This is a genomic window from Streptomyces sp. NPDC002076, assembly GCF_053593835.1.
Map to the genome: position 1 here is coordinate 233,004 of NZ_JBSFDI010000012.1, position 24,453 is coordinate 257,456.

A 24,453-nucleotide genomic window follows, 5' to 3' on the forward strand; every position below is an offset into this window, starting at 1 on the left:
GGCCAAATCTGATACGTCGTCAGGAACTGCTCGTCCGAACGAATCCGGAACGAATGGGGTGGACCGACCGTGTCGTACCCGAAACGAACCGCCGCGCTCGCGTCCGCCGCGGCCCTGGCCGGCTCGGCGGTGCTGCTGGCCGCGCCGGCGGCCCACGCCGACGTCGTTGACGTCAACTACCGCTGTCAGACCCCGATCGGCGTCAAGAGCGCCGTCTCGCCCATCGACATGACGGGCGTCAAGAGCGGCAGTGGCTACAAGATCACCATGTCCTGGCAGAAGGGCGTCTCCTCCAGCCCGGTCGAGCTGGGCAAGGGCGCGATGACCCCGAGCGCGAGCATCGTGCTGGGCGGCGCCGACAGCGGCACACTGCCGGTCAGCGGGCCCGCCAACGCGGCCGCGATCCCCGCCAACACCCCGATCAAGATCAGCGACTTGACCGGCACGTACACGCCGAAGAAGACCGGCAAGGTCACCTTCACGCCGGGCACGCTGATCATCAAGGCGCTCGGTACTACGACTACCTGCACGCCGACCAACAGCCCCAAGCCGGGGCTCACGCTGGACGTGACGGCGGCCGGCGGATCGTCGTCCTCCTCGGCCTCGGGCGGCTCCTCCTCCGGCGGACAGCTCCCGCAGACCGGCCCCGAGGACAGCGCGATCGCCCTCGGCACACTCGGCGGCACGGTGCTCCTCGCCGGAGCGGCGGGCACGCTCTGGCTGACCCGCCGTGGCCAGCCGTCCCGGCGCTGACCCGGACCGACGACCACCGAAACCCGGGCCGCCCGGTGGAGCCCGGTAGCCGCACCAGCTCGGGCAACGGCTCAAGCCGGTAGCTGCCGAGGCTCGGGCGACTGCTGAAGCCGGGGGCAGTCGCCGAAGCCGAGGTCGTCGCCGAGGCCAGGTCGTCGGCGAAGCCCAGACCCATCGCCGAAGCCCAGGTCGATCGCCGAAGCCCGCGGGCCACCGCCGAAGTTCGGGCCAACCGCTGGAGCCGCCCATGCCGTCCGCCGTCCGCGCTCTGACCCACGCGCTGAGCCGTGCTCTGACCCGCGCGCTGAGCCGCGCTCTGCCGCGCCGCCGACGCCCGCCAGGGTCCCGCGCCCCGACCAGCCACCGGCGCCCGCTCCGGACCAAGGCGCTGCTCCCGGCCCGCGTCGTCCTGCCCGCGACCCTGTGCCTGTGCACCGTGCTGGGTGCCGCGCCCGGCGCCTCAGCCACACCCGCGCGGTGGTCCGTCGCGCCCGCGGGCGGTGGTCGTCCGTCCTTCTACGCCGAGGGTCCGCCGGGGTCGGTGCTGCAGGACACGGTGGCCGTCACCAATCCCGGGCGGGCGCCGGTCGTCGTGCGGCTGTCCGGAAGCGGCCTGCGGACCGTCTTCGCCGACAAGGCCGAGCACGGGATACGCGTTCCGGCCCGCACCCGCGCCGAGGTGCCCTTCACGGTGACCGTGCCGGCCGGGGCCGCGCCCGGCGACCGCTCGGGTGCCGTCGTCGCGCGGGACACGCGGGGGCGTACGGCCACCGTCCCGGTCCGGCTGCGCGTCGGTGGCCCGGCGCTCGCCGCGCTGACCGTCGAGCACGTCGCCGTGCACGCCGAGGGCATCACGTACGAGCTGGTCAACCGCGGTACGACCGTCCTGGTGCCGAGGCTCGCGGTGCGCGTGGACGGCGTCCTCGGCCGGGTCCTGGACCGCGCGCCCCGCACCCTGCCCGTCCACCTGCGCCCCGGCGCCCGCGTGAAGCTCACCGAGCCCTGGCCCGACCGGCCCGCGCTGGACGCGGTCGACGTACGGCTGACGGTCACGGCCCCGGGCGGAGCCCACGACACGGCGACCACGTCGGCCCGGTTCGTGCCGTGGCCGGCGGTGGCGGGCGGCGCGTTGCTCGCGGGAGCGATCGCGGTGCTCACAGTCCGCAGGCGGCGCCACCCCAGGCCCTCCCACCACCCGGCACCCGAGGACTCGGCCCCGGACATCCCGACGCCCGGTGCCCCAGCCTCCGACGCCCCGGCGGCCGGGAGTTCCTCCTCCGGTCCCTTGCCGACCGGCACTTCGGCCTCCATCGCGCCGCCCCTCGACGGTCAGGGCCTCGAGGACTCTGTGACGGGCTCGGTGACGGCGGGTGTTCCGATGCCTGGTGTGGCGGCCCCCGGTGGCCCGGCGGCTCGGGGCTTCTCCGCTGGTCCCTTGCCGACCGGCACTTCGGCCTCCACCCCGCAGCCCCTCGACGGCCGGGCCCTTGAAGGCTCTGTGACCGGCCCGGTGACGGCGGGTGTTCCGACGCCTGGTGTGGCGGCCCCCGACGGCCCGGCGGCTCGGGGCTTCTCCGCTGGTCCCTTGCCGGCCGGCACTTCGGCCTTCACCTCGCCGCACCGCGTCGGCCCGGCCCCCGAAGGCCGCACAACCCGCCCGCTGGTGCCGGGGGCCCCGGCACCCGGTCCGGCGTCGGGAGGCCCGAGGTGGCCCGGCTGGGTGGAAGCCGCCGGGGGGCCACCCACCGGTCCGGCACCCGGTGGTGGGCACGGCGGTGAGTTGACGGAAGGTGCGGTGCAGTGAGCGGGAAGGCAAGGATTCTGCTGCCGGTGACGGTGCTCGTGGCTGTGCTTGGGCTGCTTGTCGGTGGTCCGGTGTCCGCGGCGGACGGCCCCGTCGTGAAGCTGTCGGTGGCTCAGGCCGGTGCCGGTGGCTCGGTCACCGTCACGGGCAGTGGCTGGAGGGCGCGCACGTTGCTGATGGTGTTGGTGTGTGGGCGGGCCACACCGGCCCGGGGTGTCATCGGTGGCACCAACTCCTGCGCCAACGGCGACGGGCGGGCCGTGACCACCGACGCCCAGGGGGCCTTCAGCCGGAAGCTTCCGGTCGCCGAACCTCCCGTGCCCTGCCCCTGTGTGGTGCACGTGGCCACCGTCACCGGCGCCAAGGCCGAGGCGGACGCCGTCCTGCAGATCGCCGGGCATCCCGTCGCCCCGCTGCCCGCCGAACAGTCCGGAGGGCGGCTGGCCATTCTCTCGGACACGCGGCTGACCGGGTCGAGCGGACTGCTCACCTGGTTCGGGGCGCCGCCGAGCCGCACCCTCGTCCTCACCGTCGGCAACACCGGCACCGGCGCTATCAAGGACCCGGTGTTCCAAGTCGGCTCGGCGCACGGCGTCTTCGCGCCGCAGTGGGACGACCGGCAGTGGCACGGCACCCTGGCGCCCGGACGGAAGGCCGAGGTCAGACTGCCGGTCGAGCTGTCCGCCGGGGCGCACGGCGACTACACCGTCTCCCTGAAGTACGACGGCAGGGTCCTCGCCGAACAGCCCTGGGGCGTGGGCCGCCCCTGGGGCGTGACGCTGTTCTGGATCCTGCTCTGCCTGGTCGTCCCGGCCGCGCTGTTCCGCGTCGGCATGGCCGTGGTGGACCGGGTGCGCCCGCGCCACCCGGCTGCCGCCCGCCTCACCCGCACCCTGCGCCTGCCCCGGCTCCCCCGGCTGCCCCGCACCGGCGGCCGTACCACCGAACCGCCCCCCACGAACCCGACCCTGCCGTGGTTCGCCCCGGACTCCGTCCCGGGTGACCCGGTCGGCCGGCTCTCCGCACCGCACTCCGACAGCCCGACGAGTCCCACGACTCCCACCAGGAAAGGACCGACGTGAGCATCCGAAGGAGAGGTACGGCCGCGGGCGCCGCGCTGGCGCTGAGCGGTGCGGGCGTCCTGCTCGGCCTCGCCGCGAGCCCCGCGCAGGCGGCCGAGGTGTCGTACGCCACCCACTGTGTGCCACCCGCGGGCATCAGCCCGATCGACGGCACCACGAAGGTCGACATCACGGCCCCGGCCACGGCGAAGGTCGGCGACACGGTGGACGTCGTGTGGAAGTTCGTGCAGGCCGCGTCCAAGAATCCCGACATCATCGACCTGCCCGCGAACTCCGTCCAGCCGTCCGGCGTGCTGAAGGCGGCCGGTGCGCAGGTCGCCGACATCGCCATGCAGGGGACGCGCACGAACCCCGCGATCCCCAAGGGCGGCGCCATGGTGCTGTCCGACATGAAGGGCAGCATCAAGCTGACGACGGCCGGCGAGGTGACGCTGACACCGGACGCGTACACCGTCAACGCCATGTCGACGGACACCAAGTGCACACCGAAGGAGACCGTGCAGAAGGCGGCGACCATCCAGGTGACCGGGGGTGACGGCGGCGGCAGCACGTCCAGTGCGACACCGACGCAGTCCACGACCCCGACCCGGTCGGGCACCCCCACCCAGTCGGCCACCGCCACGGCGACCGGCGGCAGCGGGCAGACCGACTACACCGGCAAGGAGGTGCAGATCCCCTACGCCTGCAAGACCCCGATCGGCGACAAGAACGCGACCTCGCCGGTGCAGATCAACGCGAAGAGGAACGGCGGGAACTTCGATCTCACCGTGCAGTTCAAGAAGTCGGTCATGAACAGCCCCGCCGACATCCCGAAGGGGTCCGTGAAGCCGTCCATGGAGGTGGTGCTGGGCGGCGCCGACAAGGGCACGGTGCATGTGGAGGGGCCGACGAACGCGAAGGACATCAAGTCCGGCGACCCGATCGAGATCCCCGACCTCACCGGCACCTACAAGCCCGGCGCGAGCGGCACCTCGACGCTGTCCCCGGGCGTCCTGACGGTCAAGGCGCTCGGTACGACCACGACGTGCACGCCGACGAAGACGGAGGTCTCGCTCACCCTGGACACCAGCCGGCAGCCGGGCGGCGCGTCCGGAGGCACGTCCACCTCCGGCGGCTCGACGAGCGGCGGCGGCAGCACCTCCGGCTCCGGCGGGCTCGCCCAGACCGGCGCGAGCGACCACGGCGTGCTGAAGGCCCTCGGCCTGGTGGCGGGCACGGCGATCCTGCTGGGCGGCGCGGTGTTCACGTTCATGCCGAAACGAAGGGCACGCTGACCCCCCTGACCTCGCCGACCCTCCTGACATGAAAGAGGGCCGCCGCACCCACAGGGATGCGGCGGCCCTCTCCAAGCCAGGTCCGGACGACTAGTGCACGTCGCCCATCAGCTTGTTGACCTTCTTGCGGTAGATCCACACCGCCGCACCGGCGACGACGGCGAGCACGGCCTCCAGGGCGACGAAGCCCATCTTGTCGAGGTTGACGCCGCCGATGGCCGGGTTGGACACCAGCGCGGTGACCGAGTCGCCCGCGGTGACCGCGAGGAACCAGACGCCCATCATCTGCGAGGCGTACTTCTTCGGCGCCATCTTCGTCGTGACGGACAGACCCACCGGAGACAGCGTCAGCTCACCGACGGTCTGCACGAAGTAGATCGCGACCAGCCACATCGCCGCGGCCTTGTGACCGCCCTCGGCGATCGACAGCGGGGCGAGGAAGAGGAAGAAGGACGCACCGATCAGCACCAGACCGGAGGCGAACTTCACGATCGTGCTCGGCTCCTTGCCACGGCGGTTCAGCCACAGCCACAGCCAGGCGAAGACCGGCGCCAGCGCCATGATCATGACCGGGTTGACCGACTGGTACCAGGAGACCGGGAACGTCCAGCCGGCGATCGAGTTCTTGGCCGAGCTGTCCGCGAAGAGCGACAGGGTCGAGCCGCCCTGGTCGTAGATCATCCAGAAGACGGCGGCGGCGACGAAGAACCAGATGTACGCCGACACCTTCGACTTCTCGGCCGAGTCCAGGTCCTTGTCCCGGCGGATGCGGGCGATGACCAGGATCGGGACGATCAGGCCGATCAGGGTGAGCGGGATCAGCGCCCAGTTCAGGGTGAAGTGGCCGGTGCCGCCGACGAGGCCGTAGAAGACCGCGGCGATGACCAGCCAGATCAGGCCCTTGCGCAGGGTGGCGGACTTCTCCGCGGCGGTGAGCGGGGTCGGGACCTCGCTGCTCTTCGGGTTCAGGTGGCGGCCGCCGAGCAGGTACTGGGCCAGACCCAGCGCCATGCCGAGCGCGGCCAGCGCGAAGCCGAAGTGCCAGTTGACGTTCTCACCGACGGTGCCGATGACCAGCGGAGCGGCGAAGGCACCGAGGTTGATGCCGATGTAGAAGAGGGTGAAGCCACCGTCCCGGCGCGGGTCGTCCGGGCCCTTGTAGAGGTGGCCGACCATCGTGGAGATGTTGGCCTTCAGCAGACCCGAACCGATGGCGACGAGACCCAGGCCGACGAAGAAGCTGGCGGCCACGGGCAGTGCGAGGCACAGGTGGCCGAGCATGATGACGATGCCCGCGACGGCGACCGTCTTGCGGGGGCCGAGGAAGCGGTCCGCGACCCAGCCGCCGGGCAGGGCGAGCAGGTACACGAGCGACACGTACACCGAGTAGATCGCGGTGGCCGTGCCCGCGCTCAGGTGCAGGCCGCCCGGAGCCACCAGGTACAGCGGGAGCAGAGCCCTCATGCCGTAGTAGGAGAAACGCTCCCACATCTCGGTCATGAAGAGAGTGGCCAGGCCGCGGGGGTGGCCGAAGAAGGTCTTCTCGGACCCGGGGGTGCCCGGGCGGACCGAGTCCTTCGTCAGGCTGGACGCCATGGTCGTTCCTTGCTGGTCGGGACGCGCTTGTGGAGCGTTGCGCGCCCGGCGGGGGCCGGCACCGGCACGGTCGGTCGTCCGCCCCCAACGCCCGAGGGGATTCCGCATCCGGGTCTCGGAGGCGGTGGACGGCGACCACCGGGATCCACGCCCCGTCGCGCGGCGATGCGCTGCGGAGCCCGGCCAGAGGTCATTCCTTTCAGGGCTGATCTTGATCAGCCCGCACACAAAAGAGACCCCCAGCGTCATCTGCCCGCCGAAGGTCCCCTGGTGTACTACAGGCGTTCAGGTCACTTTAAGACAGGACACTGCCGGATATGGAAGGACTTGAGACGCGGATCACAGGTGTCGGGGGAACCGCGGGACCGGAATCGAAGGTCCTTCCTACGATCGCATCCCCAGAGCGATGGTTCGTACCAACGCCGTGCCGGCGGTGTACGAAGGTAAGAGTTCCTGGAAGCGATCACACCCCAGCACCGTGCGCGGGCGGTCTACCATCACTGCATGACCCGTGTACTGCTCGCCGAGGACGACGCGTCCATCTCGGAGCCGCTGGCCCGCGCCCTGCGCCGGGAAGGTTACGAGGTCGAGGTGCGCGAGGACGGACCCACCGCGCTCGACGCCGGGATGCAGGGCGGCGTCGACCTGGTCGTACTGGACCTGGGCCTGCCGGGCATGGACGGCCTGGAGGTCGCCCGCCGGCTGCGGGCCGACGGCCACACCGTGCCGATCCTCATCCTGACCGCGCGCGCCGACGAGGTGGACACCGTCGTCGGCCTGGACGCGGGCGCCGACGACTACGTCACCAAGCCCTTCCGGCTCGCCGAACTGCTCGCCCGGGTACGGGCCCTGCTCCGGCGCGGTGCCGCCGAGCCGCAGCAGCCGCCGGCCACGCACGGGGTGCGGATCGACGTCGAGTCGCACCGGGCGTGGATGGGCGACGAGGAACTCCAGCTCACCGCCAAGGAGTTCGACCTGCTCCGGGTCCTGGTGCGGGACGCCGGCCGGGTCGTCACGCGCGACCAGCTGATGCGCGAGGTCTGGGACACCACGTGGTGGTCGTCCACCAAGACCCTCGACATGCACATCTCCTGGCTGCGCAAGAAGCTCGGCGACGACGCGGCGAACCCCCGCTACATCGCCACGGTGCGTGGAGTGGGCTTCCGCTTCGAGAAGAGCTGAGCAGCCCCGCGCGGGGGACCAGCGATCACCTCAGGTAACGGAACATGCGCCGACGTCTCATCCAGTCCACCCTCGCCGTCGTCCTCGTGGTGATCGCCGTCTTCGGCATCTCCCTGGTGATCGTCGAGACGCGGACGATCAGCAACAGCGCCCAGGAGCGGGTGGACTCCGAGGCGATCCGGCTGGCCAGCATCGTGGACAGCCGGCTCCTCGCCGCGGAGAAGGTCAACGCGGACGTGCTGCGCAATCCGGTGAGCAAGGAGCAGTACGCGGTCATCCGCATGCCGGGGCAGCCGCCGATAGAGATCGGCTCCAAGCCGCGGGGCGATGTCATCCGCGCCACCCAGCAGGGCGAGGAGGGCGAGACCGTCACCGTGCAGGAGCCGCGCTCCGCGGTGACCCGCGAGGTCGGCCGTACCCTGCTGATCATCGGCCTGGTGGCGCTGCTCGCGGTGGTCGCGGCGGTGCTGCTCGCCGTACGCCAGGCCAACCGGCTCGCCTCCCCGCTGACCGACCTCGCGGAGACCGCCGAGCGGCTCGGCTCCGGCGACCCGCGCCCGCGGCACAAGCGGTACGGCGTCCCCGAGCTGGACCGGGTCGCCGATGTGCTGGACTCCTCCGCCGAGCGGATCGGGCGCATGCTGACCGCCGAGCGGCGGCTGGCCGCCGACGCCTCCCACCAGCTCCGCACCCCGCTGACCGCGCTGTCCATGCGCCTTGAGGAGATCACCCTCACGGACGACCCGGACATCGTGAAGGAGGAGGCGAACGTCGCGCTCACCCAGGTCGAGCGGCTCACGGACGTGGTCGAGCGGCTGCTGACGAACTCCCGCGACCCGCGTACCGGCTCCGCCGTCACCTTCGACCTGGACGAGGTCATCCAGCAGCAGCTCGCCGAGTGGCGGCCCGCCTACCGCAGCGCCGGCCGGGCCATCGTCAGCTCCGGCAAACGGCATCTGCAGGCCGTCGGCACGCCGGGGGCGGTCGCCCAGGTGCTGGCGGCGCTGATCGAGAACTCCCTCATGCACGGGGGCGGGACCGTCGCGCTGCGCACCCGGGTCACCGGCAACCAGGCCGTGGTCGAGGTGACCGACGAGGGGCCCGGGGTCCCGGCCGACCTCGGCGCGCGGATCTTCGAGCGGACGATCAGCGGGCGGAACTCCACGGGGATCGGCCTGGCCGTCGCCCGCGACCTCGCGGAGGCCGACGGCGGCCGCCTTGAGCTGCTGCAAGCTCAGCCGCCGGTGTTCGGTCTGTTCCTGTCACGCACGCCGCCGACTCGCAAGGCGGAGGAGGACCGGCCGACGGTGCGCTGAACCGGGTTACGGAACCCGCTGGGACTTCGGCTTCGGCTCGGCGTGCGGCCTCTTCGACTCGGCCACCAGGATCGACTCCGCCTCCTGCGACGGCTGCACCCGGAACACCCAGGTGCGGTACGACCAGAAGCGGAACAGGGTCGCGACGCCGATGCCGACGAACTTGAAGACGTTGCTCTGCAGCGGGCTGTCCCAGCCGAAGCCGTAGGTCGCCGCGTACAGCACGCCGTTCTCGATCACCAGGCCGATCGCGCTGAAGAAGAGGAAGAGCGTGAGTTCCTTGGTCCGGCCGCCCTTGTCGCGGTCCCGGTACGTCCAGTAACGGAAGCCCACGTAGTTGAAGGCGATGGCGACCACGGTCGCGATGATGCTCGCGCGCACCACCGGCAGGTCGGAGACGTGGCGGACCAGGTTGAACACGCCGAGGTTGACGAAGATGCCCGCAACGCCGACGGTGCCGAACTTGGCCACCTCGCGTACGAGCCGTTGCAGCCCCGAGGAACGAGGTTCCATGGCTGTGCAGCTCCTGTCCGTAGGTTTCGTCGGCCCAGCCATGCTATCCAGACGAACCGTCGCCTGCCTGTGCACAAGGCCAAGACCAGGAAACAGATCGGAAAGAGGGCGGAAAGTGGCTGGTAAGAGTTTGTGAGAGGGACGCGATCGGGCCGTCCCGGCGCGGCCGATACGCTAGGGGTGTGACGTTCCCGGTAGTCGGCATGGTCGGCGGGGGGCAGCTCGCGCGTATGACGCACGAGGCGGGCATCCCGTTGGGCATCAGGTTCAAGCTTCTCAGTGACACCCCTCAGGACTCGGCGGCCCAGGTCGTGAGCGATGTCGTCATCGGCGACTATCGCGATCTGGACACGCTGCGTGAGTTCGCGCGCGGCTGTGATGTGATCACCTTCGATCACGAACATGTACCCACCGAGCACCTCAGGGCCCTGGAGGCGGACGGCATCCCCGTGCGTCCGGGGCCCGACGCGCTGGTGCACGCCCAGGACAAGGGCGTGATGCGCGCAAAGCTCGACGCGATCGGCATCCCGTGCCCGCGGCACCGGATCGTCGCCGACCCGGAGGACGTGGTCCGGTTCGCGGCCGAGGGCGACGGCTTCCCGGTCGTCCTGAAGACCGTCCGCGGCGGCTATGACGGCAAGGGCGTGTGGGTCGTGGAGACCGCCGAGGAGGCCAGCGAGCCGTTCCGGGCCGGCGTCCCGGTCCTCGCCGAGGAGAAGGTCGACTACGTCCGCGAGCTCGCCGCCAACGTCGTACGCTCCCCGCACGGCCAGGCCGTGGCCTACCCGGTGGTGGAGTCCCGGCAGGTGAACGGCGTCTGCGACACGGTGATAGCCCCCGCGCCCGGCCTGGACGAATCCCTCGCCCTCGAGGCCGAGCGGATGGCCCTGACCATCGCCAAGGAGCTGGGCGTGGTCGGGCACCTCGCGGTCGAGCTGTTCCAGACCCGCGACGGCCGCGTCCTCGTCAACGAGCTGGCGATGCGCCCGCACAACTCCGGTCACTGGACCCAGGACGGCGCGATCACCTCGCAGTTCGCCAACCACGTCCGCGCGGTCCTCGACCTGCCGCTCGGCGACCCGCGCCCGCGCGCCCAGTGGACCGTGATGGTCAACGTCCTGGGCGGCGACTACCCGGACATGTACTCCGCGTACTTGCACTGCATGGCCCGCGACCCCAAGCTCAAGATCCACATGTACGGCAAGGACGTGAAGCCCGGCCGCAAGGTCGGCCACGTCAACACCTACGGCGACGACCTGGACGACGTGCTGGAGCGCGCCCGTCACGCTGCCGGCTACTTGAGAGGCACGATCACCGAATGAGCCCCGTTGTTGGCATCGTCATGGGGTCGGACTCCGACTGGCCCGTCATGGAGGCCGCCGCCAAGGCCCTGGACGAGTTCGAGATCGGCTACGAGGTCGACGTCGTCTCCGCGCACCGCATGCCCCGCGAGATGATCAACTACGGCGAGCAGGCCGCCGACCGCGGACTGAAGGTGATCATCGCCGGTGCGGGCGGTGCCGCCCATCTGCCGGGCATGCTCGCCTCCGTCACCCCGCTGCCGGTCATCGGCGTGCCGGTGCCGCTGAAGTACCTGGACGGCATGGACTCGCTGCTGTCCATCGTGCAGATGCCGGCCGGCGTGCCCGTCGCCACCGTCTCCGTCGCCGGTGCGCGCAACGCCGGTCTCCTCGCGGCCCGCATCCTCGCCGCGCACGACGAGGACCTGCTGCACAAGATGCGCGACTTCCAGCAGGACCTCAACGACCAGGCCACCGAGAAGGGCAAGCGGCTGCGCTCGAAAGTCGAGGGGTCGAGCGGGTTCGGCTTCGGGAAGTAACAGGCAATGACCTCACTGGACGAAGCACGGTCCCTGCTGCGCGAGTTCCCGGTCGTCGACGGCCACAACGACCTGCCGTGGGCGCTGCGCCAGCAGGTCCGCTACGACCTCGCCGCCCGTGACATCGCCGTACGCCAGGACGACCACCTGCACACCGACATCCCCCGGCTGCGCGCGGGCGGGGTCGGGGCGCAGTACTGGTCGGTGTATGTGCCCTCGGACCGGCCCGGGGCGGTGCCGGCGACCCTGGAGCAGATCGACTGCGTACGGCAGCTGATCGCCGGGCACCCCGCCGATCTGCGGGCCGCGCTGACCGCCGCCGACATGGAGGCGGCGCGCGCGGAGGGCCGTATCGCCTCCCTCATGGGCGCGGAGGGCGGGCACTCCATCGACAACTCCCTCGGCACCCTGCGCGGTCTGTACGAGCTGGGTGTGCGCTACATGACGCTCACCCACAACCACAACAACGACTGGGCGGACTCCGCCACGGACGAGCCGAAGGTGGGCGGTCTGTCCGCGTTCGGCCGCGAGGTGGTCCGCGAGATGAACCGTCTCGGCATGCTGGTCGACCTCTCCCACGTGGCCCCCGCGACCATGCGGGCCGCGCTGGACACCACGTCCGCGCCGGTGGTCTTCTCGCACTCCTCCGCGCGGGCCGTGTGCGATCATCCGCGCAACATCCCCGACGACGTGCTGGAGCGCCTGCCCGCCAACGGCGGGGTGGCGATGGTGACGTTCGTGCCGAAGTTCGTGCTGCAGGCGGCCGTCGACTGGACGGCCGCGGCCGACGACAACCTGCGCGCCCACGGTCTGCACCATCTCGACACCGGACCCGAGGCGATGAAGATCCACCGGGCCTTCGAGGAGCGCAACCCGCGCCCGATCGCCACGGTGTCCACGGTCGCGGACCACCTGGACCACATGCGTGAGGTCGCCGGCATCGACCACCTGGGCGTCGGCGGCGACTACGACGGCACCGCCTTCACCCCGGACGGCCTCGGCGACGTCTCCGGCTACCCGAACCTGCTCGCCGAACTGCTGGACCGCGGCTGGTCCAGGGCCGACCTGGCCAAGCTGACCTGGCGGAACGCGGTACGGGTGCTGGGCGCTGCGGAGGACGTGGCCCGTGACCTTCAGGCCACCCGCGCCCCGTCCAACGCCACCATCGAGTCGCTGGACGGCGGCTCCGCCTGACCCGCCAGGGCGGGGTGGTCGTTGTAGCCGGCGGCCCCGCCCACGTACATGAAGGACCGGTCCCGGACCGGGTTGAGCGGTGCGCCGAGGCGCAGCCGGGTGACCAGGTCCGGGTTGGCGAGGAACGGCCGGCCGAGCGCCACCAGATCGGCGCCGGCATCTGCCGCGACAGGCGAGGTCCAGCCCCTTCGGACGGAGACCCAGGGGCCGCTCACCGCCGAGCGCATCCCCGGCGGCCACCGCGACTGCCCGGAGACGGCCGTCGACCGCGTCATCCGGATCCAGGAGCTGCACGCGGCCGGGCTGCACAGCGGGAAGATCCGGCAGCTGCTGCCCTGCATGCGCGACCGGGACGGCGGACCTTCCGCGATCGCCACCCTGCGCCTGGTACGGGACCCGACCGCCGAGCGCGACCGGATCGACCGCATGATCGCCGATCTCGGGCTCCCCCACTCTCGACTGCGCTCGAGCGGGGGGACCCCCATCCGGGAGACCCTGGACGAGGTGATCCCCACGGCCCGGGACGCCTGACCGGCCGTACCCCCGAACGCCCCACTCACCAGGAAGCCATCCTCCCCTCCGTGCGACCGTGGCGATACGCCTCAGCCCGACGTAGCTCACGACCGCGTAGGCAACGACGACGTACGGAGCCCGCCATGGCCGACCTCCAGGACGACATCCCCTCCCCGACCGAGGTCGACGAGGGTGACGGCCTGCCGGACGACCCCTTCCCCTCGGAGTCCGCGTCCCTGGAGCGGGCCCACGCCCTGCTGGCGGCCCACCCGGTCGCCGACGGCTACAGCGGACTGCCGTGGGCCCTGCGTCATCTGTCCTGGTACGACCTGGAGCTGGGCGAGGCGGCCATCGACACCGACATACCCCGGATGCGTGAGGGCCACGTGAGCGCGCTGTTCTGGTCGCTGCACCTGCCCGAGGGCCCCGGCGGCGACCGTGCGACCTCCGCGACCCTGGAACAGCTGGACCAGGCGCGCGCGGTGATCGAGGCCCATCCGGAGGGACTGCGCCTGGTGGGCAATGCCGGGCAGATCATCGACGCCCGCAACTGCGGCCGGGTCGCCGTGGTGCTGGGCCCCGCCCACGCCACCGCGCTCGACGACTCCCTCGGCATCCTGCGCGTCCTGCACGCCCTCGGCCTGCGCGTGCTCACGCTCGCCGGCACCGCCTGGGCGGGGGAGGCGGGGCTGACCCGGTTCGGCGAGGAGGTCGTGCGCGAGATGAACCGGCTCGGGGTGCTCGCCGATGTCTCCGCCGCCTCCCGGGCCACCGCCGAACGCGCCTTCGCGCTGTCCAAGACGCCCGTGCTGTGCACCCGCTCTGCCGCAGGCGCCCTGCGCCCCCACCCGGCCAACCTGCCCGACGGACTGCTCGCGGCGCTGGGCGCGGCGAAGGGCCTGTGCATGGTGCCGCTGACCGCCGAGCAGACCGGGCCGACGGTCCAGGACGTCGCCGACCACCTCGACCACGTCCGCGACGTGGCCGGCGCCGAGTGCGTGGGCCTGTCCGGCACCTACGACTCCGGCGCCGCCCACCCCCGCGACCTCGCCGACACCTCCCGCTACCCCCACCTGATCGCCGAACTGCTCCGGCGCGGCTGGTCCGAGACCGAGCTGTCCCTGCTGACCTGGGGCAACGTCCAACGGGTGCTGCGCAGCGCGGACTTCACGGCCCGCGCCGCGCAGCACCGCCGGGAGTCGTCGAACGCGAGGATCGGCGAGCTGCACACCCCCTAGCTCACCCGGGTCACGGGTGGTCGATCCGGCACAGGCAGAACGGATGCCCGGCCGGGTCTGCGTACACCTGGAAGTCCTTCTTCTCCCGGTCCTCCAGATCCAGCGGCCGGGCGCCCAGCGCCAGCAACCGCTCATGGGCCACGTCGATCTCCGCCCAGGTCCGGCCCGCGTCGAAGTCGAGGTGGAACTGCTGGCCGTTGCGGTCCGCGCGCGGCCACTCCGGCGGGGCGTACCCCTCGGCCCGCTGAAAGGCCAGCCGCGGCCCGTCCGGCACCCGCAGGACGACCCAGTCGTCGTCCTCGGCGTCCGGGGTGCCCCCGGCCACCGCCGCGTAGAAGGCGGCCAGCGCATGCGGATCGGGGCAGTCGAGCACGACGGAGCGGAACCGGGCGACGGACGCCATGATGTCCTCCTTCGGACGCCTCAGCAGGCGCACAGACAGAACGGGTGCCCCGCCGGGTCGGCGTACACACGGAAGGTCCGCTCGCGGTCCTCCGCGTCCAGGGGCTTGGCGCCCAGCTCCAGCACCCCCTTCTCCGCCGCGTCCAGGTCCTCCACGACCAGGTCCAGATGGAACTGCTGCGAGTCGTCCGGCGCGGGCCACTTCGGCGGCACGTGCCCGGGCGCCTGCTGGAAGGCCAGTGCCGTCCCACCGGGCACCTTCAGGTCGACCCACTCGCCGTCCCCCTCCACCGTGCCGCCCAGCACCTCGGCGTAGAAGCCGGCCAGCGCACGGGGGTCGGGACAGTCCAGTACCACGACACCGAACTTGGCGAGAGCCATGACCACCTCCGTAAGTTGTCACGGACAGGGTTACCCATAGAGTCGGGCAACCGGTAACGGTTACTGCATGCTCCCGCATTGGGGGTAACGTCGCAACCATGAATGAGAGATCGGCCGCCCCCGGAGCCCTGGCGCTGGTCGAGTCCCTGGTCAACACGCTGGACATCGAGAGCGGCGCCGACACGCTGGACACCGAGGAGGGCCGGGCGCGCTTCGGGATCGCCGAGGACGGGCTGGCGGAGGCGCGGGAGCTGCGGGAGTCGCTGCGGGCCACGCTGCTCGCGCACGCCGGGCACGCGCCGCACCGCGAGGTGACCCCGCTGGGCACGCTGCTGTCCCGCGCTCCCCTGTACGTCGCCGTGGACGACCGCGACGGCTCCGCGGCCCTCGCCCCCGCCCCGGACGCCCCGCTGCTCTCCCGGGTCGCCGCCGCCGTCGCCGAGGGGCTGACACAAAGCACCTGGATGCGGCTGAAGGCCTGCGAGTCCGAGACCTGCCACTGGGCGTACTACGACCGCAGTCCGGCCGGACGCGGCCGCTGGTGTTCCATGCAGGTGTGCGGGGCGCGGGCAAAGATGCGCCGGTACCGGGCCAAGGAGGGGTAAGACACAGGCAGTTCACCGGCCATGTATGTGTCCGGTGGTGCAGAATGCGGAAAGACGCCGGTTCGGCCGACTGAGCCTCGGCCGAACCGGCGTCACCTGTCCCGTGGGTTATGCGGTCGGGCGGCCCATCGCCCGGTACGTCCAGCCAGCCCGGCGCCACAGCTCCGGGTCGAGCGCGTTGCGGCCGTCCAGGATCAGCCGGGCCGCCGCGACCTCGCCGAGCGCCGCCGGGTCCAGCTCGCGGAACTCCCGCCACTCGGTGAGGTGCAGGACGACATCGGCGCCCCGGACGGCGTCCCGCGCGGAGTCGGCGTACCCGAGGGTCGGGAACACGCGCCCGGCGTTGGCCATGCCCTTCGGGTCGTACACCGTGACCTGGCCGCCCTGCAGGTGGATCTGGCCGGCCACGTTCAGCGCGGGCGAGTCGCGCACGTCGTCCGAGTCGGGCTTGAACGTGGCGCCGAGCACCGCGACCCGCTTGCCGAGGAAGGAACCGCCGCCGAGCGCCTCCCGGGTCATCTCCACCATCTGCCCGCGCCGGCGCATGTTGATGGAGTCGATCTCGCGCAGGAAGGTCAGCGCCTGGTCCGCGCCCAGCTCGCCCGCCCGTGCCATGAACGCCCGGATGTCCTTCGGCAGACAGCCGCCGCCGAAGCCGATCCCGGCGCGCAGGAACTTCTTCCCGATCCGGTCGTCGTGCCCGATGGCCTCCGCCAGCTTCGCCACGTCACCGCCCGCGGCCTCGCACACCTCCGCCATCGCGTTGATGAAGGAGATCTTCGTCGCGAGGAAGGAGTTCGCGGCCGTCTTGACCAGTTCGGCCGTCGGGAAGTCGGTCACCACGAACGGCGTGCCCTCGCCGATCGGCGTCGCGTACACCTCCCGCAGCAGCTTCTCGGCGCGCTCGCTGCGCACGCCCACCACGATCCGGTCCGGGTGCAGGGTGTCCTGCACGGCGAAGCCCTCGCGCAGGAACTCCGGGTTCCAGGCCAGCTCGGCGTCGCCGCCCGCCGGGGCGTGCTCGGCGAGATAGCCGGCCAGCCGCTCGGCCGAGCCCACCGGCACGGTCGACTTGCCGACGACCAGGGCCGGGCCGTGCAGATGCGGAGCGAGAGAGGAGACGGCGGAGTCGACGTACGACATGTCGGCCGCGTACTCCCCGTGCCGCTGCGGGGTGTTCACGCACACGAAGTGGACGTCACCGAAGGCGCCGATCTCGGCCCAGTCGGTGGTGAAGCGGAGCCGCCCGGTGGAGCCCTCGATACCGGCCACGTGCCTGCGCAGCAGCTCCTCCAGCCCCGGCTCGTACATGGGGGTCTCGCCGCGCTCCAGCATGGCGATCTTCTCGGGTACGACGTCGAGTCCCAGTACCTCGTAGCCGAGCTCGGCCATGGCCGCGGCGTGTGTGGCGCCGAGGTAGCCGGTGCCGATCACGGTGATCTTCAGGCTCATGGATGCGCTCCAGCTCGGGTACGTCGGTGTTGCGGCCCCTGAGCATAGTCGGGTGCCTCGACGGGCAATTTCCCCGCTGTCGTGTAGCTCACGTAGGCGTGCTGCAGGCGGCCCTCTAAAATTTGAGTTACTTAACGGTAATTAGCGTCAGTATCACTGCGTCTTTGGAGCGTGAGAGACCGTGGCCGGATCGGCTGACTTCGACCTGTACCGCCCGTCCGAGGAGCACGACATGCTCCGCGACGCCGTCCGTTCCCTGGTCGAGGCGAAGATCGCGCCGTACGCCGCGGCGGTGGACGAGGAGGCCCGCTTCCCGCAGGAGGCCCTCGACGCCCTCGTCGTCAATGACCTGCACGCGGTGCACGTCCCCGAGGAGTACGGCGGCGCCGGCGCCGACGCGCTCGCCACGGTGATCGTGATCGAGGAGGTGGCCCGCGCCTGCGTGTCCTCCTCCCTCATCCCCGCCGTGAACAAGCTCGGCTCCCTCCCGGTGATCCTCTCCGGCGGCGAGGAGCTGAAGAAGAAGTACCTGACCCCGCTCGCCAAGGGCGACGCGATGTTCTCGTACTGCCTCTCCGAGCCGGAGGCGGGCTCGGACGCGGCCGGCATGAAGACCAAGGCCGTCCGCGACGGCGACCACTGGATCCTCAACGGCGTGAAGCGCTGGATCACCAACGCGGGCGTGAGCGAGTACTACACGGTGATGGCGGTCACGGACCCGGCCAAGCGCTCCAAGGGCATCTCCGCCTTCGTCGTCGAGAAGTCGGACGAGGGCGTCTCCTTCGGTGCTCCCGAGAAGAAGCTCGGCATCAAGGGCTCCCCGACCCGCGAGGTCTACTTCGACAACGTCCGCATCCCCGCCGACCGCATGATCGGCGAGGAGGGCACCGGCTTCATGACGGCCATGAAGACCCTGGACCACACCCGCATCACCATCGCCGCCCAGGCGCTCGGTGTCGCGCAGGGCGCCTTCGACTACGCCAAGGGCTATGTCCAGGAGCGCAAGCAGTTCGGCAAGCCGATCGCCGACTTCCAGGGCATCCAGTTCATGCTCGCCGACATGTCGATGAAGATCTCGGCGGCCCGCGCCCTCACCTACCAGGCCGCGGCCGCCTCCGAGCGCGGCGACGCCGACCTCACCTACCTGGGCGCCGCCGCCAAGTGCTTCGCCTCGGACGTCGCGATGGAGGTCACCACCGACGCCGTCCAGCTCCTCGGCGGCTACGGCTACACCCGCGACTACCCGGTGGAGCGCATGATGCGCGATGCCAAGATCACCCAGATATACGAAGGCACGAATCAGGTCCAGCGGATCGTCATGGCCCGCAACCTGCCGTAAACGGCAAGGACCTTCGGGTCTGTTCGGAAAGGCGCCCTCCGGGGCGCCTTTCTGCTGCTGCGGCGCACCTTACGACCGGTCGGTCACATGCACGCGGGGCCGGGGCGACGTAGGACGGAAGCACACGGGGTCCGCCCCGGGCCCCCGCCTCCGAGGAGGAGCCATGACCCAGTCCCAGATGATGCCGGCGCTCACCCAGCAGATGCAGGAGTGCATCGAGGCCTGCATGAACTGCCACAGCGTGTGCGAGGAGACCATGAGCTCCTGCATGCAGAAGGGCGGCCAGCAGCAGATGCAGGTCATGCGCGCCCTGATGGACTGCTCCGAGATGACCCGCATGTGCGCCGACATGATGATGCGCCGTTCGCCCATGTCCGCCGAGATGTGCACGCTCTGCGCCAAGGTGTGCGAGATGTGCGCCGAGGCGTGTATGTCCATGCGTGACGACCCGCAGATGATGCGCTGTGCGGAGGCGTGTCGCCGCTGTTCGGAGACCTGCCGTGCGATGGCGGGCGCCGGCATGTGAGCCTCGCCGCCGAGAGCCGGAAAGGGGCGAGGGCACCCGGACGGGTGCCCTCGGACGGTCACTGCCGCAGCGCCTCCAGCGGCTCGATACGGGCCGCCCGCAGCGCGGGGTAGAGGCCCGCCGGCAGGCCGACGACGGAGCCCACGAGCGGGGCGGGCAGCACGGTCATCGGGTCCACGATGGCGGTCCAGTGCTGCACCAGGGCGACGGTGACGACCGTGCACACCCCGATCGCCGTGCCGATCAGTCCGCCGAGTGTGCCGAGCGTGGTGGACTCGGTGAGGAACTGTGCCGCGATGTGCCGGGGGTGGGCGCCCAGCGAGCGGCGCAGACCGATCTCTCCGGTGCGTTCGAGGATCGCCACCAGCGTGGTGTTGGCGATGCAGAGCGCGCCGATCACCAGGCAGATGGCGGCCAGCAGGAGGAACAGTCCGGACAGCGATGTGTTCACGGCGTCCCGCAGGGCGTGCGGGTCCGGCGGCGGGCTGGCGTGCAGCAGCCGGGGGTGTGCGGGCAGCAGGGCAAGCGGGGCCTGGCGGGCGATGAGGTGGGCCGCGCCGATCCGGGTGTGGATGATCATCTCGGCCGGCTGGTCGGCCGGCGGCCCGAACGCCTTGAGCGCGGTGCTGGTGGGCAGCATCGCGCCCATGAGCGCCTTTGGCTTGCGCTGTTGGGACGGTGAGAACCGCTCCGGTCGTGGCCGCGGCCGTGATGGTCGTCCGTACGTTCTGTCCGTCGAGCCGGTTGTCCCAGTCCGGGTTGTGCGTCACCTGCACCGGGAGATAGGGGAGGTCACCGTTGGCGGTGGCGCCCGAGCCCTGGGCCGACGCGCCGTCGGGGATTCGCCGGCCGGCTGGGAGCCGGTCCTGTCGCATGTCAAATGGCGGCAACCCGAGTTGGCGCCGTAGTTGATCACGGTTGTTGATGTTCCGTCAATCTCCATATCCGTGCATGGCCGTTGCCCTTCCTGTGGACGGCTATAGCGTTTGCCATGGGCATGGCCATAGGTCATGATCTTCCGGTCGATTCTGTGATCGATCTGTGGAGACTGACGGGGGATACGCGATGACCGGGCGCAGGCTGCGCGACCACGGAAGCTGACCACCGCGGCTCTCAGCACCACAGCCTTCCCAACTGCGGCTGGCCGTCAGGCTTCTGACGATGCGCCGGTCGGCCTCCCGGCATGCGCAGGAGAAAGTCATGAACCTGAAGAAGCGAGCCCTAGCCCGCACCGCCGTCGTGTTCGGCGGCGTCGCCCTGTCGGTCATCGCCGCCACCGGTGGCGCGCAGGCGTACACCAACGACGGCACCAGCCCGGCGTCCACCGGCTGCGCCAACGACGGGACCACGGTCGAGTCCGCGCCGATGACGAACAGCGCCGGCACCCACGGCACCATCGAGCTGCGCTACAGCCTGACCTGTCACACGGCCTGGGCCCGGCTCACCCTCAACAACCCGCAGCGCGCGTGCGGAAACGCCTCCGCCGGGTACGCCTGCTCGGTCGCGACCGTCACCCGCAACAACGACGGACGCACCTACAGCTGCACCATCACGCAGGGCCAGACCCAGTGCTACACCCCGCAGGTGTACGACAAGGGCATGACGTCCCACGCCACGGGCTACATGGACAGCGTCAGCGGTGAGATGCAGATCCGTACCGCCGCGTACTGATCACCGCCGCGCACCACGCCCACGGGGCCGCAACTCCTCGCGGAGTCGCGGCCCCGTCGTCGTACGCGCGGCCTGTGCGGTGACCGGGGCTGCCCGGTCACCGCGCCTTCCTCACCAGGTGAAGCCCTGCTGGACGGTCATGCACGCGTCCTTCTTGTCGCCGGGGAGCACGGCCGCCGTGGACGGCGCCTTGGTCGGCTCGGTGGGCGCCTTGTACGCGGTGCCGGTGCGCCAGTCGGCGCCCACGACCAGCGTGACGCCGGAGACATCGGTCGACTTGCGCACCTGCTTGAGCGGGATCCCGAGCGCCTTGGCCACCGCCTCGGCGTCCCCTGCGAGGTCGGCGCTGGGATACAGCAGGGTGGTCCTGGCCTCCGAGGCCGGCGTGGTGTCCGCCTTGGCCTGGGTGAAGCCCTTGCCCTCCAGGATCTGGACGACCCCGCTCGCCCGCTGGGGCGTGGGCGCCTCGTCGTTCGATCCGGTGCCGTTGCGGACCTGCACCGCGATCTTGCCGTCCGGGTCCGTGGGAGTCTTCGGCTGCTCCTCGGTCTTGTGCTTCACTCCGCGTCCGTCCAGCGGGGTGTCGTCGCGGACCATGGAGATGAGCTGGTCGGCGTCCTCGGGCGCGGGCACGAGCCGGGCATGGTTCTGCGACCACTGCACGGTCGGCAGCGTCGTCATCGTGATGCGCTTGGTGGGGACCTTCTTGAACTCCTCGGACAGGTCGTACAGCTTCGCGATCGTCCCCAGGCCTTCGTCGACCTTGAGGGCCTTCGTCGCGGTCTCCGCCAGACTGCGCATCGCGCCGGGGTTGGTCAGCGTCGCGTTCTTGCGCAACTGGCGCACCATCGCGCTCATGTACATGTGCTGCGCGTGGGTACGGCCGAGGTCGCTGCCGTCCTCGAAGCCGTAGCGGGTGCGCAGCCACTGCAGGGCCTGCTCGCCCTTGACGTACGTCGTCCCCGCCTTCAGCTTCAGGCCGGAGCCGTGCCCGTCGGAGGTGTGCGACCAGACGTTCTGCTTGACACAGACCGGGACGCCGCCGATGGCGTCCGCCATGTCGACCACGCCGGAGAAGTCGACCATCATGAAGTGGTCGATGTGGATGTTGGTGAGGCTCTGCCAGGTGGCGACGGTGCAGCCGGGGCCGCCGCGGGCCAGCGACTCGTTCGCCATGGCCAGGGAGAGCGCCGGGTACTTGTGGCCGTCGTGCGGGTCGGTGCACCTGGGGATCGGGATCATCGTGTCGCGGGGCAGGCTGACCACGGACATGTTGGTGCGGTCGGCCGACACATGCACCAGCATCTGCACGTCCGCGAGGCCCGCGCGGCCCACATCCCCCTTGGACCCGCCGAGTTGGAGGTCCTTCGCGCTGTTCCGGCTGTCCGAGCCGATCAGCAGGACGTTCAGCGGCGTCTGGCCGGCCGCGTTCGGGGTCGCCTTGGGCACGTCCGAGTCGCCCAGGTTCAGCTTGTCCTTCTGGATGTTGGCGTTGAGGTGCTCGTAGTAGAGGTAACCCGCGCCGGCGGTGCCGAGTATGACCACCGCCAGGGTCAACGCCGACCAGCGCAGTATCCGGCGTTTGGGGCGCGGTGATCCGGGCTCCGTGCGAACTCTGTGGCCACGGTTGCGCCGACGGTCATGGCGCCCGCCCTCCGGCTCGCCCTCCACATCGGTTTCACCGGTGTGCCGAGCACGCGGTACCGCCCCCTCCTGGTCCACGCTGCTGCGTGTCATCTCCTGCCCTCCCGCCCTCGGCACCCTTACACCGCGGCTTCGTTGCGCGCCCACCGCCCTCCACGGAGGCGTACGGCGCCCTTGTCGTTTGTGTGTCGGTCGTGTGCCGCGGTGACCGGGCACAGTCCGAAGCGCGGGGCCGGCCCCGGCCCGTGCCGTGGCGCCGCCGCGCTCAGTTAGACGCAGAACCGGGCCCTTGCGTCACGAGGCGCGTGTGACTTCGGCGGCGGACGCCGAAAGGCCCGGGAGCGCGGCGAGTTCACGCACCTGTCCCATGGGGACGGGAGGGTGCGTCGCCCGGGCCGTGCCGGTCGCCACGGTGTTCCGCCGGGCCGACGCGGCGATGCCGTCACCCCGTCCACGGCCTTGTGTGTCCACGGTCGCTTCGTCCTCCGCCGGGCCGCGCGACGAGTCGCCCCCCAAGCCCCTCGATACAGTCGGTCGAACGGCGTACGACGGCGCGGTCGTTCCGCGCCGGATCGCACACACTATCCGCACAGTTCAGCGGCTGGACACTGCGTTGACAAACCCCGGGGCTCGCACAACCGGTCGATTCGTCCGGTATCTGGGGAATGGACAGCGCGCCTTGATCGATGCTTTACCCCGCCGTGGGCGAGGAGCTAGTTGCCGGAGACGGTGACCTTCTGGTCGTTGTTCAGCTCGTTCACCAGCGTCTTGACCTTGGCCTTGTCCCAGACGAGGTTGCCGCCGGCGGAGCCGGAGATCGGCATGTTCATGGACGTGCCGTCACCGCCCTGGACGCCCTTCATCGCCCAGAACATCGAGCCCAGGTCCCACAGAGACATGTCCTTGTCGACGATCAGGGAGTCCAGACCCGCGCCCATGGTCGGGTAGAACTTGAAGGGGTTCAGGACCGTTCCCGGCGTGGCCACCTGGTGGGCCAGGGCCGACAGGAACTTCTGCTGGTTCTTGGTGCGCTGCAGGTCGGAGGCGGCGAACGCGTGCCGGGTGCGGACGAAGGCGAGGGCCTGCTGGCCGTTCAGCGTCTGCTTGCCGGCCTTGAAGTCGGCGCCGGACCACTTGTCCTTGAAGCCCTTGTCGATGTTGATCTCGACACCGCCGACCGCGTCCACGATGTTGGCGAAGCCCTGGAAGCCGATCTCGACGTAGTGGTCGATGTGCAGACCGGTGTTGTACTCGATCGTGCGGACCAGCAGCGTCGGGCCGTCGTACGCGTACGCCGCGTTCAGCTTGTTCTGTCCCATGGCGGGGCGGATCTTGCCGGACGTGGAGCCCCGGAACGACGGGATCGTGACGTTCGAGTCGCGCGGCAGCGAGATCAGCGTGTCGCCGTTGTCGCCGACGTGCAGGATCATCATCGAGTCCGTGCGCTTGCCCTCGGCGGCGCCGGTGTGCAGCTTCTTCTCGTCCGCCTTGGACATGCCCTCACGGCTGTCCGAGCCGACGATCAGGTAGTTGGTGCCGGCGCCCGACGCCGGCCGGTCGATGACCTTGGACAGGTCGACCTCGCGGCGCAGCTTGGAGTCGGCCCAGAAGTAGGTCGCGACGGATGTGACGACCAGCACGGTCGCCAGCGTGATCACGGTCCACTTGATCCGGCGCCGCCAGTTCGGGCGCGGCCGGTAGCGGTCGAGTTCCGGGTCCGCGTCGTTGTCGTTGGGCACGAAGCCGCCGGGCCGCCCACCGCCGCCGTACACCTGCCCGGTGTTGTAGCCGCTGTCGTAACCGGCGCCGTCGTCGTACCCCTGGCCGTCGACGTACGACGGCTGCTGCGGGACTCCGGCCCCGTACGGCGGCGCCGCGGGGCCGGGGTCGCCGTAGGAGCGCTGCCCGGGCGGTACCGCCGGGCCGCGCCGCACCTGACGCATCACGCGGGCGTTCTCCGGCTGCGCGCCGGCACTGCCGCGTCCATAGCGCGGGCCGCGGTTGTCGTCGGACCATCCCTCGGGCCAGTCATTCATGCGCCCCAGTGTGCAGGGCCTCGGTGTGAGGCTTACAAGGGCTGTCGGAAAATAACAGCGCCGCTGTTGCGAAGCCGACACAAAATCCGCGA

At 70.8% G+C, this 24,453-nt stretch carries 21 protein-coding genes and 3 pseudogenes; 15 read left to right on the plus strand and 9 right to left on the minus strand.

What is annotated here, in order from left to right; all coding sequences use genetic code 11:
* Nucleotides 1-69: 69 nt before the first annotated feature.
* From ACWCQS_RS25780 to ACWCQS_RS25795, 4 genes and pseudogenes are all read left to right on the plus strand, one after another.
* Entirely contained in the window at nt 70-753 is a 684-nt protein-coding gene (locus ACWCQS_RS25780) for an LPXTG cell wall anchor domain-containing protein (RefSeq protein ID WP_451006632.1), read from the plus strand.
* Between the two features lie 388 nt (nt 754-1,141).
* Nucleotides 1,142-1,933, plus strand: a pseudogene (locus tag ACWCQS_RS25785) (COG1470 family protein); the annotation flags it as partial.
* 620 nt (nt 1,934-2,553) lie between these two features.
* On the plus strand, nt 2,554-3,639 hold the full coding sequence (locus ACWCQS_RS25790) for a hypothetical protein (RefSeq protein WP_451006633.1): 1,086 nt from the start codon (nt 2,554-2,556) through the stop codon (nt 3,637-3,639).
* Entirely contained in the window at nt 3,636-4,913 is a 1,278-nt protein-coding gene (locus ACWCQS_RS25795; RefSeq protein ID WP_451006634.1) for a hypothetical protein, read from the plus strand. Before ACWCQS_RS25790 ends, ACWCQS_RS25795 begins: the two co-directional genes overlap by 4 nt.
* A gap of 90 nt (nt 4,914-5,003) precedes the next feature.
* Here the strand turns inward: ACWCQS_RS25795 and ACWCQS_RS25800 are convergent, their stop codons facing one another.
* Nucleotides 5,004-6,509: an oligopeptide:H+ symporter gene (locus tag ACWCQS_RS25800; protein ID WP_388631858.1), complete on the minus strand. Its 1,506-nt coding sequence runs from the start codon at nt 6,507-6,509 to the stop codon at nt 5,004-5,006.
* Nucleotides 6,510-7,013: 504 nt separating this feature from the next.
* Here ACWCQS_RS25800 and ACWCQS_RS25805 point away from each other — a divergent pair.
* Together ACWCQS_RS25805 and ACWCQS_RS25810 are read left to right on the plus strand one after the other, a co-directional pair.
* On the plus strand, nt 7,014-7,691 hold the full coding sequence (locus ACWCQS_RS25805; RefSeq protein ID WP_020940464.1) for a response regulator transcription factor: 678 nt from the start codon (nt 7,014-7,016) through the stop codon (nt 7,689-7,691).
* A gap of 44 nt (nt 7,692-7,735) precedes the next feature.
* Entirely contained in the window at nt 7,736-9,007 is a 1,272-nt protein-coding gene (locus tag ACWCQS_RS25810) for an ATP-binding protein (protein WP_451006635.1), read from the plus strand.
* A gap of 6 nt (nt 9,008-9,013) precedes the next feature.
* On the opposite strand, the gene ACWCQS_RS25815 is transcribed toward ACWCQS_RS25810, so the two are convergent.
* Entirely contained in the window at nt 9,014-9,520 is a 507-nt protein-coding gene (locus tag ACWCQS_RS25815) for a GtrA family protein (RefSeq protein ID WP_451006636.1), read from the minus strand.
* 182 nt (nt 9,521-9,702) lie between these two features.
* Here ACWCQS_RS25815 and ACWCQS_RS25820 point away from each other — a divergent pair, with 182 nt between their 5' ends.
* Genes ACWCQS_RS25820 through ACWCQS_RS25830 form a run of 3 tightly spaced genes read left to right on the plus strand, consistent with a single transcriptional unit; the run spans nt 9,703 to nt 12,554 of the window.
* Complete coding sequence (locus tag ACWCQS_RS25820) at nt 9,703-10,842, plus strand: 5-(carboxyamino)imidazole ribonucleotide synthase (RefSeq protein WP_451006637.1); 1,140 nt, start codon at nt 9,703-9,705, stop codon at nt 10,840-10,842.
* Nucleotides 10,839-11,360 (plus strand): 5-(carboxyamino)imidazole ribonucleotide mutase, encoded by a 522-nt coding sequence (gene purE, locus ACWCQS_RS25825; protein WP_388631847.1) that lies wholly within the window; start codon nt 10,839-10,841, stop codon nt 11,358-11,360. The genes ACWCQS_RS25820 and purE overlap by 4 nt, the downstream gene beginning before the upstream one ends.
* A gap of 6 nt (nt 11,361-11,366) precedes the next feature.
* Complete coding sequence (locus tag ACWCQS_RS25830) at nt 11,367-12,554, plus strand: dipeptidase (protein WP_451006638.1); 1,188 nt, start codon at nt 11,367-11,369, stop codon at nt 12,552-12,554.
* On the opposite strand, the pseudogene ACWCQS_RS25835 reads toward ACWCQS_RS25830, so the two are convergent.
* Nucleotides 12,494-12,712, minus strand: a pseudogene (locus ACWCQS_RS25835) (alkene reductase); the annotation flags it as partial. The gene ACWCQS_RS25830 and the pseudogene ACWCQS_RS25835 overlap by 61 nt on opposite strands.
* Here ACWCQS_RS25835 and ACWCQS_RS25840 point away from each other — a divergent pair.
* Both ACWCQS_RS25840 and ACWCQS_RS25845 read left to right on the plus strand, forming a co-directional pair.
* On the plus strand, nt 12,654-13,085 hold the full coding sequence (locus ACWCQS_RS25840) for a hypothetical protein (RefSeq protein WP_451006639.1): 432 nt from the start codon (nt 12,654-12,656) through the stop codon (nt 13,083-13,085). The pseudogene ACWCQS_RS25835 and the gene ACWCQS_RS25840 sit on opposite strands and share 59 nt — an antisense overlap.
* Before the next feature lie 125 nt (nt 13,086-13,210).
* Nucleotides 13,211-14,305, plus strand: a complete 1,095-nt coding sequence (locus ACWCQS_RS25845; RefSeq protein ID WP_451006640.1) for a dipeptidase — start codon at nt 13,211-13,213, stop codon at nt 14,303-14,305.
* 10 nt (nt 14,306-14,315) lie between these two features.
* On the opposite strand, the gene ACWCQS_RS25850 is transcribed toward ACWCQS_RS25845, so the two are convergent.
* Nucleotides 14,316-14,708 carry a VOC family protein gene (locus ACWCQS_RS25850; protein ID WP_451006641.1) on the minus strand — a complete coding sequence of 131 codons (393 nt, stop codon included), beginning with the start codon at nt 14,706-14,708 and terminating at the stop codon, nt 14,316-14,318.
* A gap of 20 nt (nt 14,709-14,728) precedes the next feature.
* Nucleotides 14,729-15,088: a VOC family protein gene (locus tag ACWCQS_RS25855; protein ID WP_388631837.1), complete on the minus strand. Its 360-nt coding sequence runs from the start codon at nt 15,086-15,088 to the stop codon at nt 14,729-14,731.
* A 98-nt stretch (nt 15,089-15,186) separates the two neighbouring features.
* On the opposite strand from ACWCQS_RS25855, the gene ACWCQS_RS25860 reads away from it, so the two are divergent.
* Nucleotides 15,187-15,693 carry a CGNR zinc finger domain-containing protein gene (locus ACWCQS_RS25860; protein ID WP_451006642.1) on the plus strand — a complete coding sequence of 169 codons (507 nt, stop codon included), beginning with the start codon at nt 15,187-15,189 and terminating at the stop codon, nt 15,691-15,693.
* Nucleotides 15,694-15,801: 108 nt separating this feature from the next.
* On the opposite strand, the gene ACWCQS_RS25865 is transcribed toward ACWCQS_RS25860, so the two are convergent.
* On the minus strand, nt 15,802-17,145 hold the full coding sequence (locus tag ACWCQS_RS25865; protein WP_451006643.1) for a UDP-glucose dehydrogenase family protein: 1,344 nt from the start codon (nt 17,143-17,145) through the stop codon (nt 15,802-15,804).
* Nucleotides 17,146-17,326: 181 nt separating this feature from the next.
* On the opposite strand from ACWCQS_RS25865, the gene ACWCQS_RS25870 reads away from it, so the two are divergent.
* Both ACWCQS_RS25870 and ACWCQS_RS25875 read left to right on the plus strand, forming a co-directional pair.
* Nucleotides 17,327-18,484 carry an acyl-CoA dehydrogenase family protein gene (locus ACWCQS_RS25870; protein WP_451006644.1) on the plus strand — a complete coding sequence of 386 codons (1,158 nt, stop codon included), beginning with the start codon at nt 17,327-17,329 and terminating at the stop codon, nt 18,482-18,484.
* A 163-nt stretch (nt 18,485-18,647) separates the two neighbouring features.
* Nucleotides 18,648-19,010 carry a four-helix bundle copper-binding protein gene (locus ACWCQS_RS25875; protein WP_451006645.1) on the plus strand — a complete coding sequence of 121 codons (363 nt, stop codon included), beginning with the start codon at nt 18,648-18,650 and terminating at the stop codon, nt 19,008-19,010.
* Between the two features lie 58 nt (nt 19,011-19,068).
* Here ACWCQS_RS25875 and ACWCQS_RS25880 read toward each other — a convergent pair.
* Nucleotides 19,069-19,680 (minus strand): annotated as a pseudogene (locus ACWCQS_RS25880) (ABC transporter permease); the annotation flags it as partial.
* Nucleotides 19,681-20,210: 530 nt separating this feature from the next.
* On the opposite strand from ACWCQS_RS25880, the gene ACWCQS_RS25885 reads away from it, so the two are divergent.
* Complete coding sequence (locus ACWCQS_RS25885) at nt 20,211-20,681, plus strand: DUF2690 domain-containing protein (RefSeq protein ID WP_451006646.1); 471 nt, start codon at nt 20,211-20,213, stop codon at nt 20,679-20,681.
* Nucleotides 20,682-20,792: 111 nt separating this feature from the next.
* On the opposite strand, the gene ACWCQS_RS25890 is transcribed toward ACWCQS_RS25885, so the two are convergent.
* Both ACWCQS_RS25890 and ACWCQS_RS25895 read right to left on the minus strand, forming a co-directional pair.
* Nucleotides 20,793-22,418 carry an LCP family protein gene (locus ACWCQS_RS25890; RefSeq protein ID WP_451006647.1) on the minus strand — a complete coding sequence of 542 codons (1,626 nt, stop codon included), beginning with the start codon at nt 22,416-22,418 and terminating at the stop codon, nt 20,793-20,795.
* A gap of 620 nt (nt 22,419-23,038) precedes the next feature.
* Nucleotides 23,039-24,361, minus strand: a complete 1,323-nt coding sequence (locus ACWCQS_RS25895; protein WP_451006648.1) for an LCP family protein — start codon at nt 24,359-24,361, stop codon at nt 23,039-23,041.
* Nucleotides 24,362-24,453 lie beyond the last annotated feature (92 nt).

Coding starts and splice junctions, on each gene's coding strand:
- ACWCQS_RS25800 (WP_388631858.1), bottom strand. CDS start 6,509: ATGGCGTCCAGCCTGACGAAGGACTCGGTCCGCCCGGGCACCCCCGGG.
- ACWCQS_RS25805 (WP_020940464.1), top strand. CDS start 7,014: ATGACCCGTGTACTGCTCGCCGAGGACGACGCGTCCATCTCGGAGCCG.
- ACWCQS_RS25810 (WP_451006635.1), top strand. CDS start 7,736: ATGCGCCGACGTCTCATCCAGTCCACCCTCGCCGTCGTCCTCGTGGTG.
- ACWCQS_RS25815 (WP_451006636.1), bottom strand. CDS start 9,520: ATGGAACCTCGTTCCTCGGGGCTGCAACGGCTCGTACGCGAGGTGGCC.
- purE (WP_388631847.1), top strand. CDS start 10,839: ATGAGCCCCGTTGTTGGCATCGTCATGGGGTCGGACTCCGACTGGCCC.
- ACWCQS_RS25830 (WP_451006638.1), top strand. CDS start 11,367: ATGACCTCACTGGACGAAGCACGGTCCCTGCTGCGCGAGTTCCCGGTC.
- ACWCQS_RS25845 (WP_451006640.1), top strand. CDS start 13,211: ATGGCCGACCTCCAGGACGACATCCCCTCCCCGACCGAGGTCGACGAG.
- ACWCQS_RS25850 (WP_451006641.1), bottom strand. CDS start 14,708: ATGGCGTCCGTCGCCCGGTTCCGCTCCGTCGTGCTCGACTGCCCCGAT.
- ACWCQS_RS25855 (WP_388631837.1), bottom strand. CDS start 15,088: ATGGCTCTCGCCAAGTTCGGTGTCGTGGTACTGGACTGTCCCGACCCC.
- ACWCQS_RS25860 (WP_451006642.1), top strand. CDS start 15,187: ATGAATGAGAGATCGGCCGCCCCCGGAGCCCTGGCGCTGGTCGAGTCC.
- ACWCQS_RS25865 (WP_451006643.1), bottom strand. CDS start 17,145: ATGAGCCTGAAGATCACCGTGATCGGCACCGGCTACCTCGGCGCCACA.
- ACWCQS_RS25875 (WP_451006645.1), top strand. CDS start 18,648: ATGACCCAGTCCCAGATGATGCCGGCGCTCACCCAGCAGATGCAGGAG.
- ACWCQS_RS25885 (WP_451006646.1), top strand. CDS start 20,211: ATGAACCTGAAGAAGCGAGCCCTAGCCCGCACCGCCGTCGTGTTCGGC.
- ACWCQS_RS25890 (WP_451006647.1), bottom strand. CDS start 22,418: ATGACACGCAGCAGCGTGGACCAGGAGGGGGCGGTACCGCGTGCTCGG.
- ACWCQS_RS25895 (WP_451006648.1), bottom strand. CDS start 24,361: ATGAATGACTGGCCCGAGGGATGGTCCGACGACAACCGCGGCCCGCGC.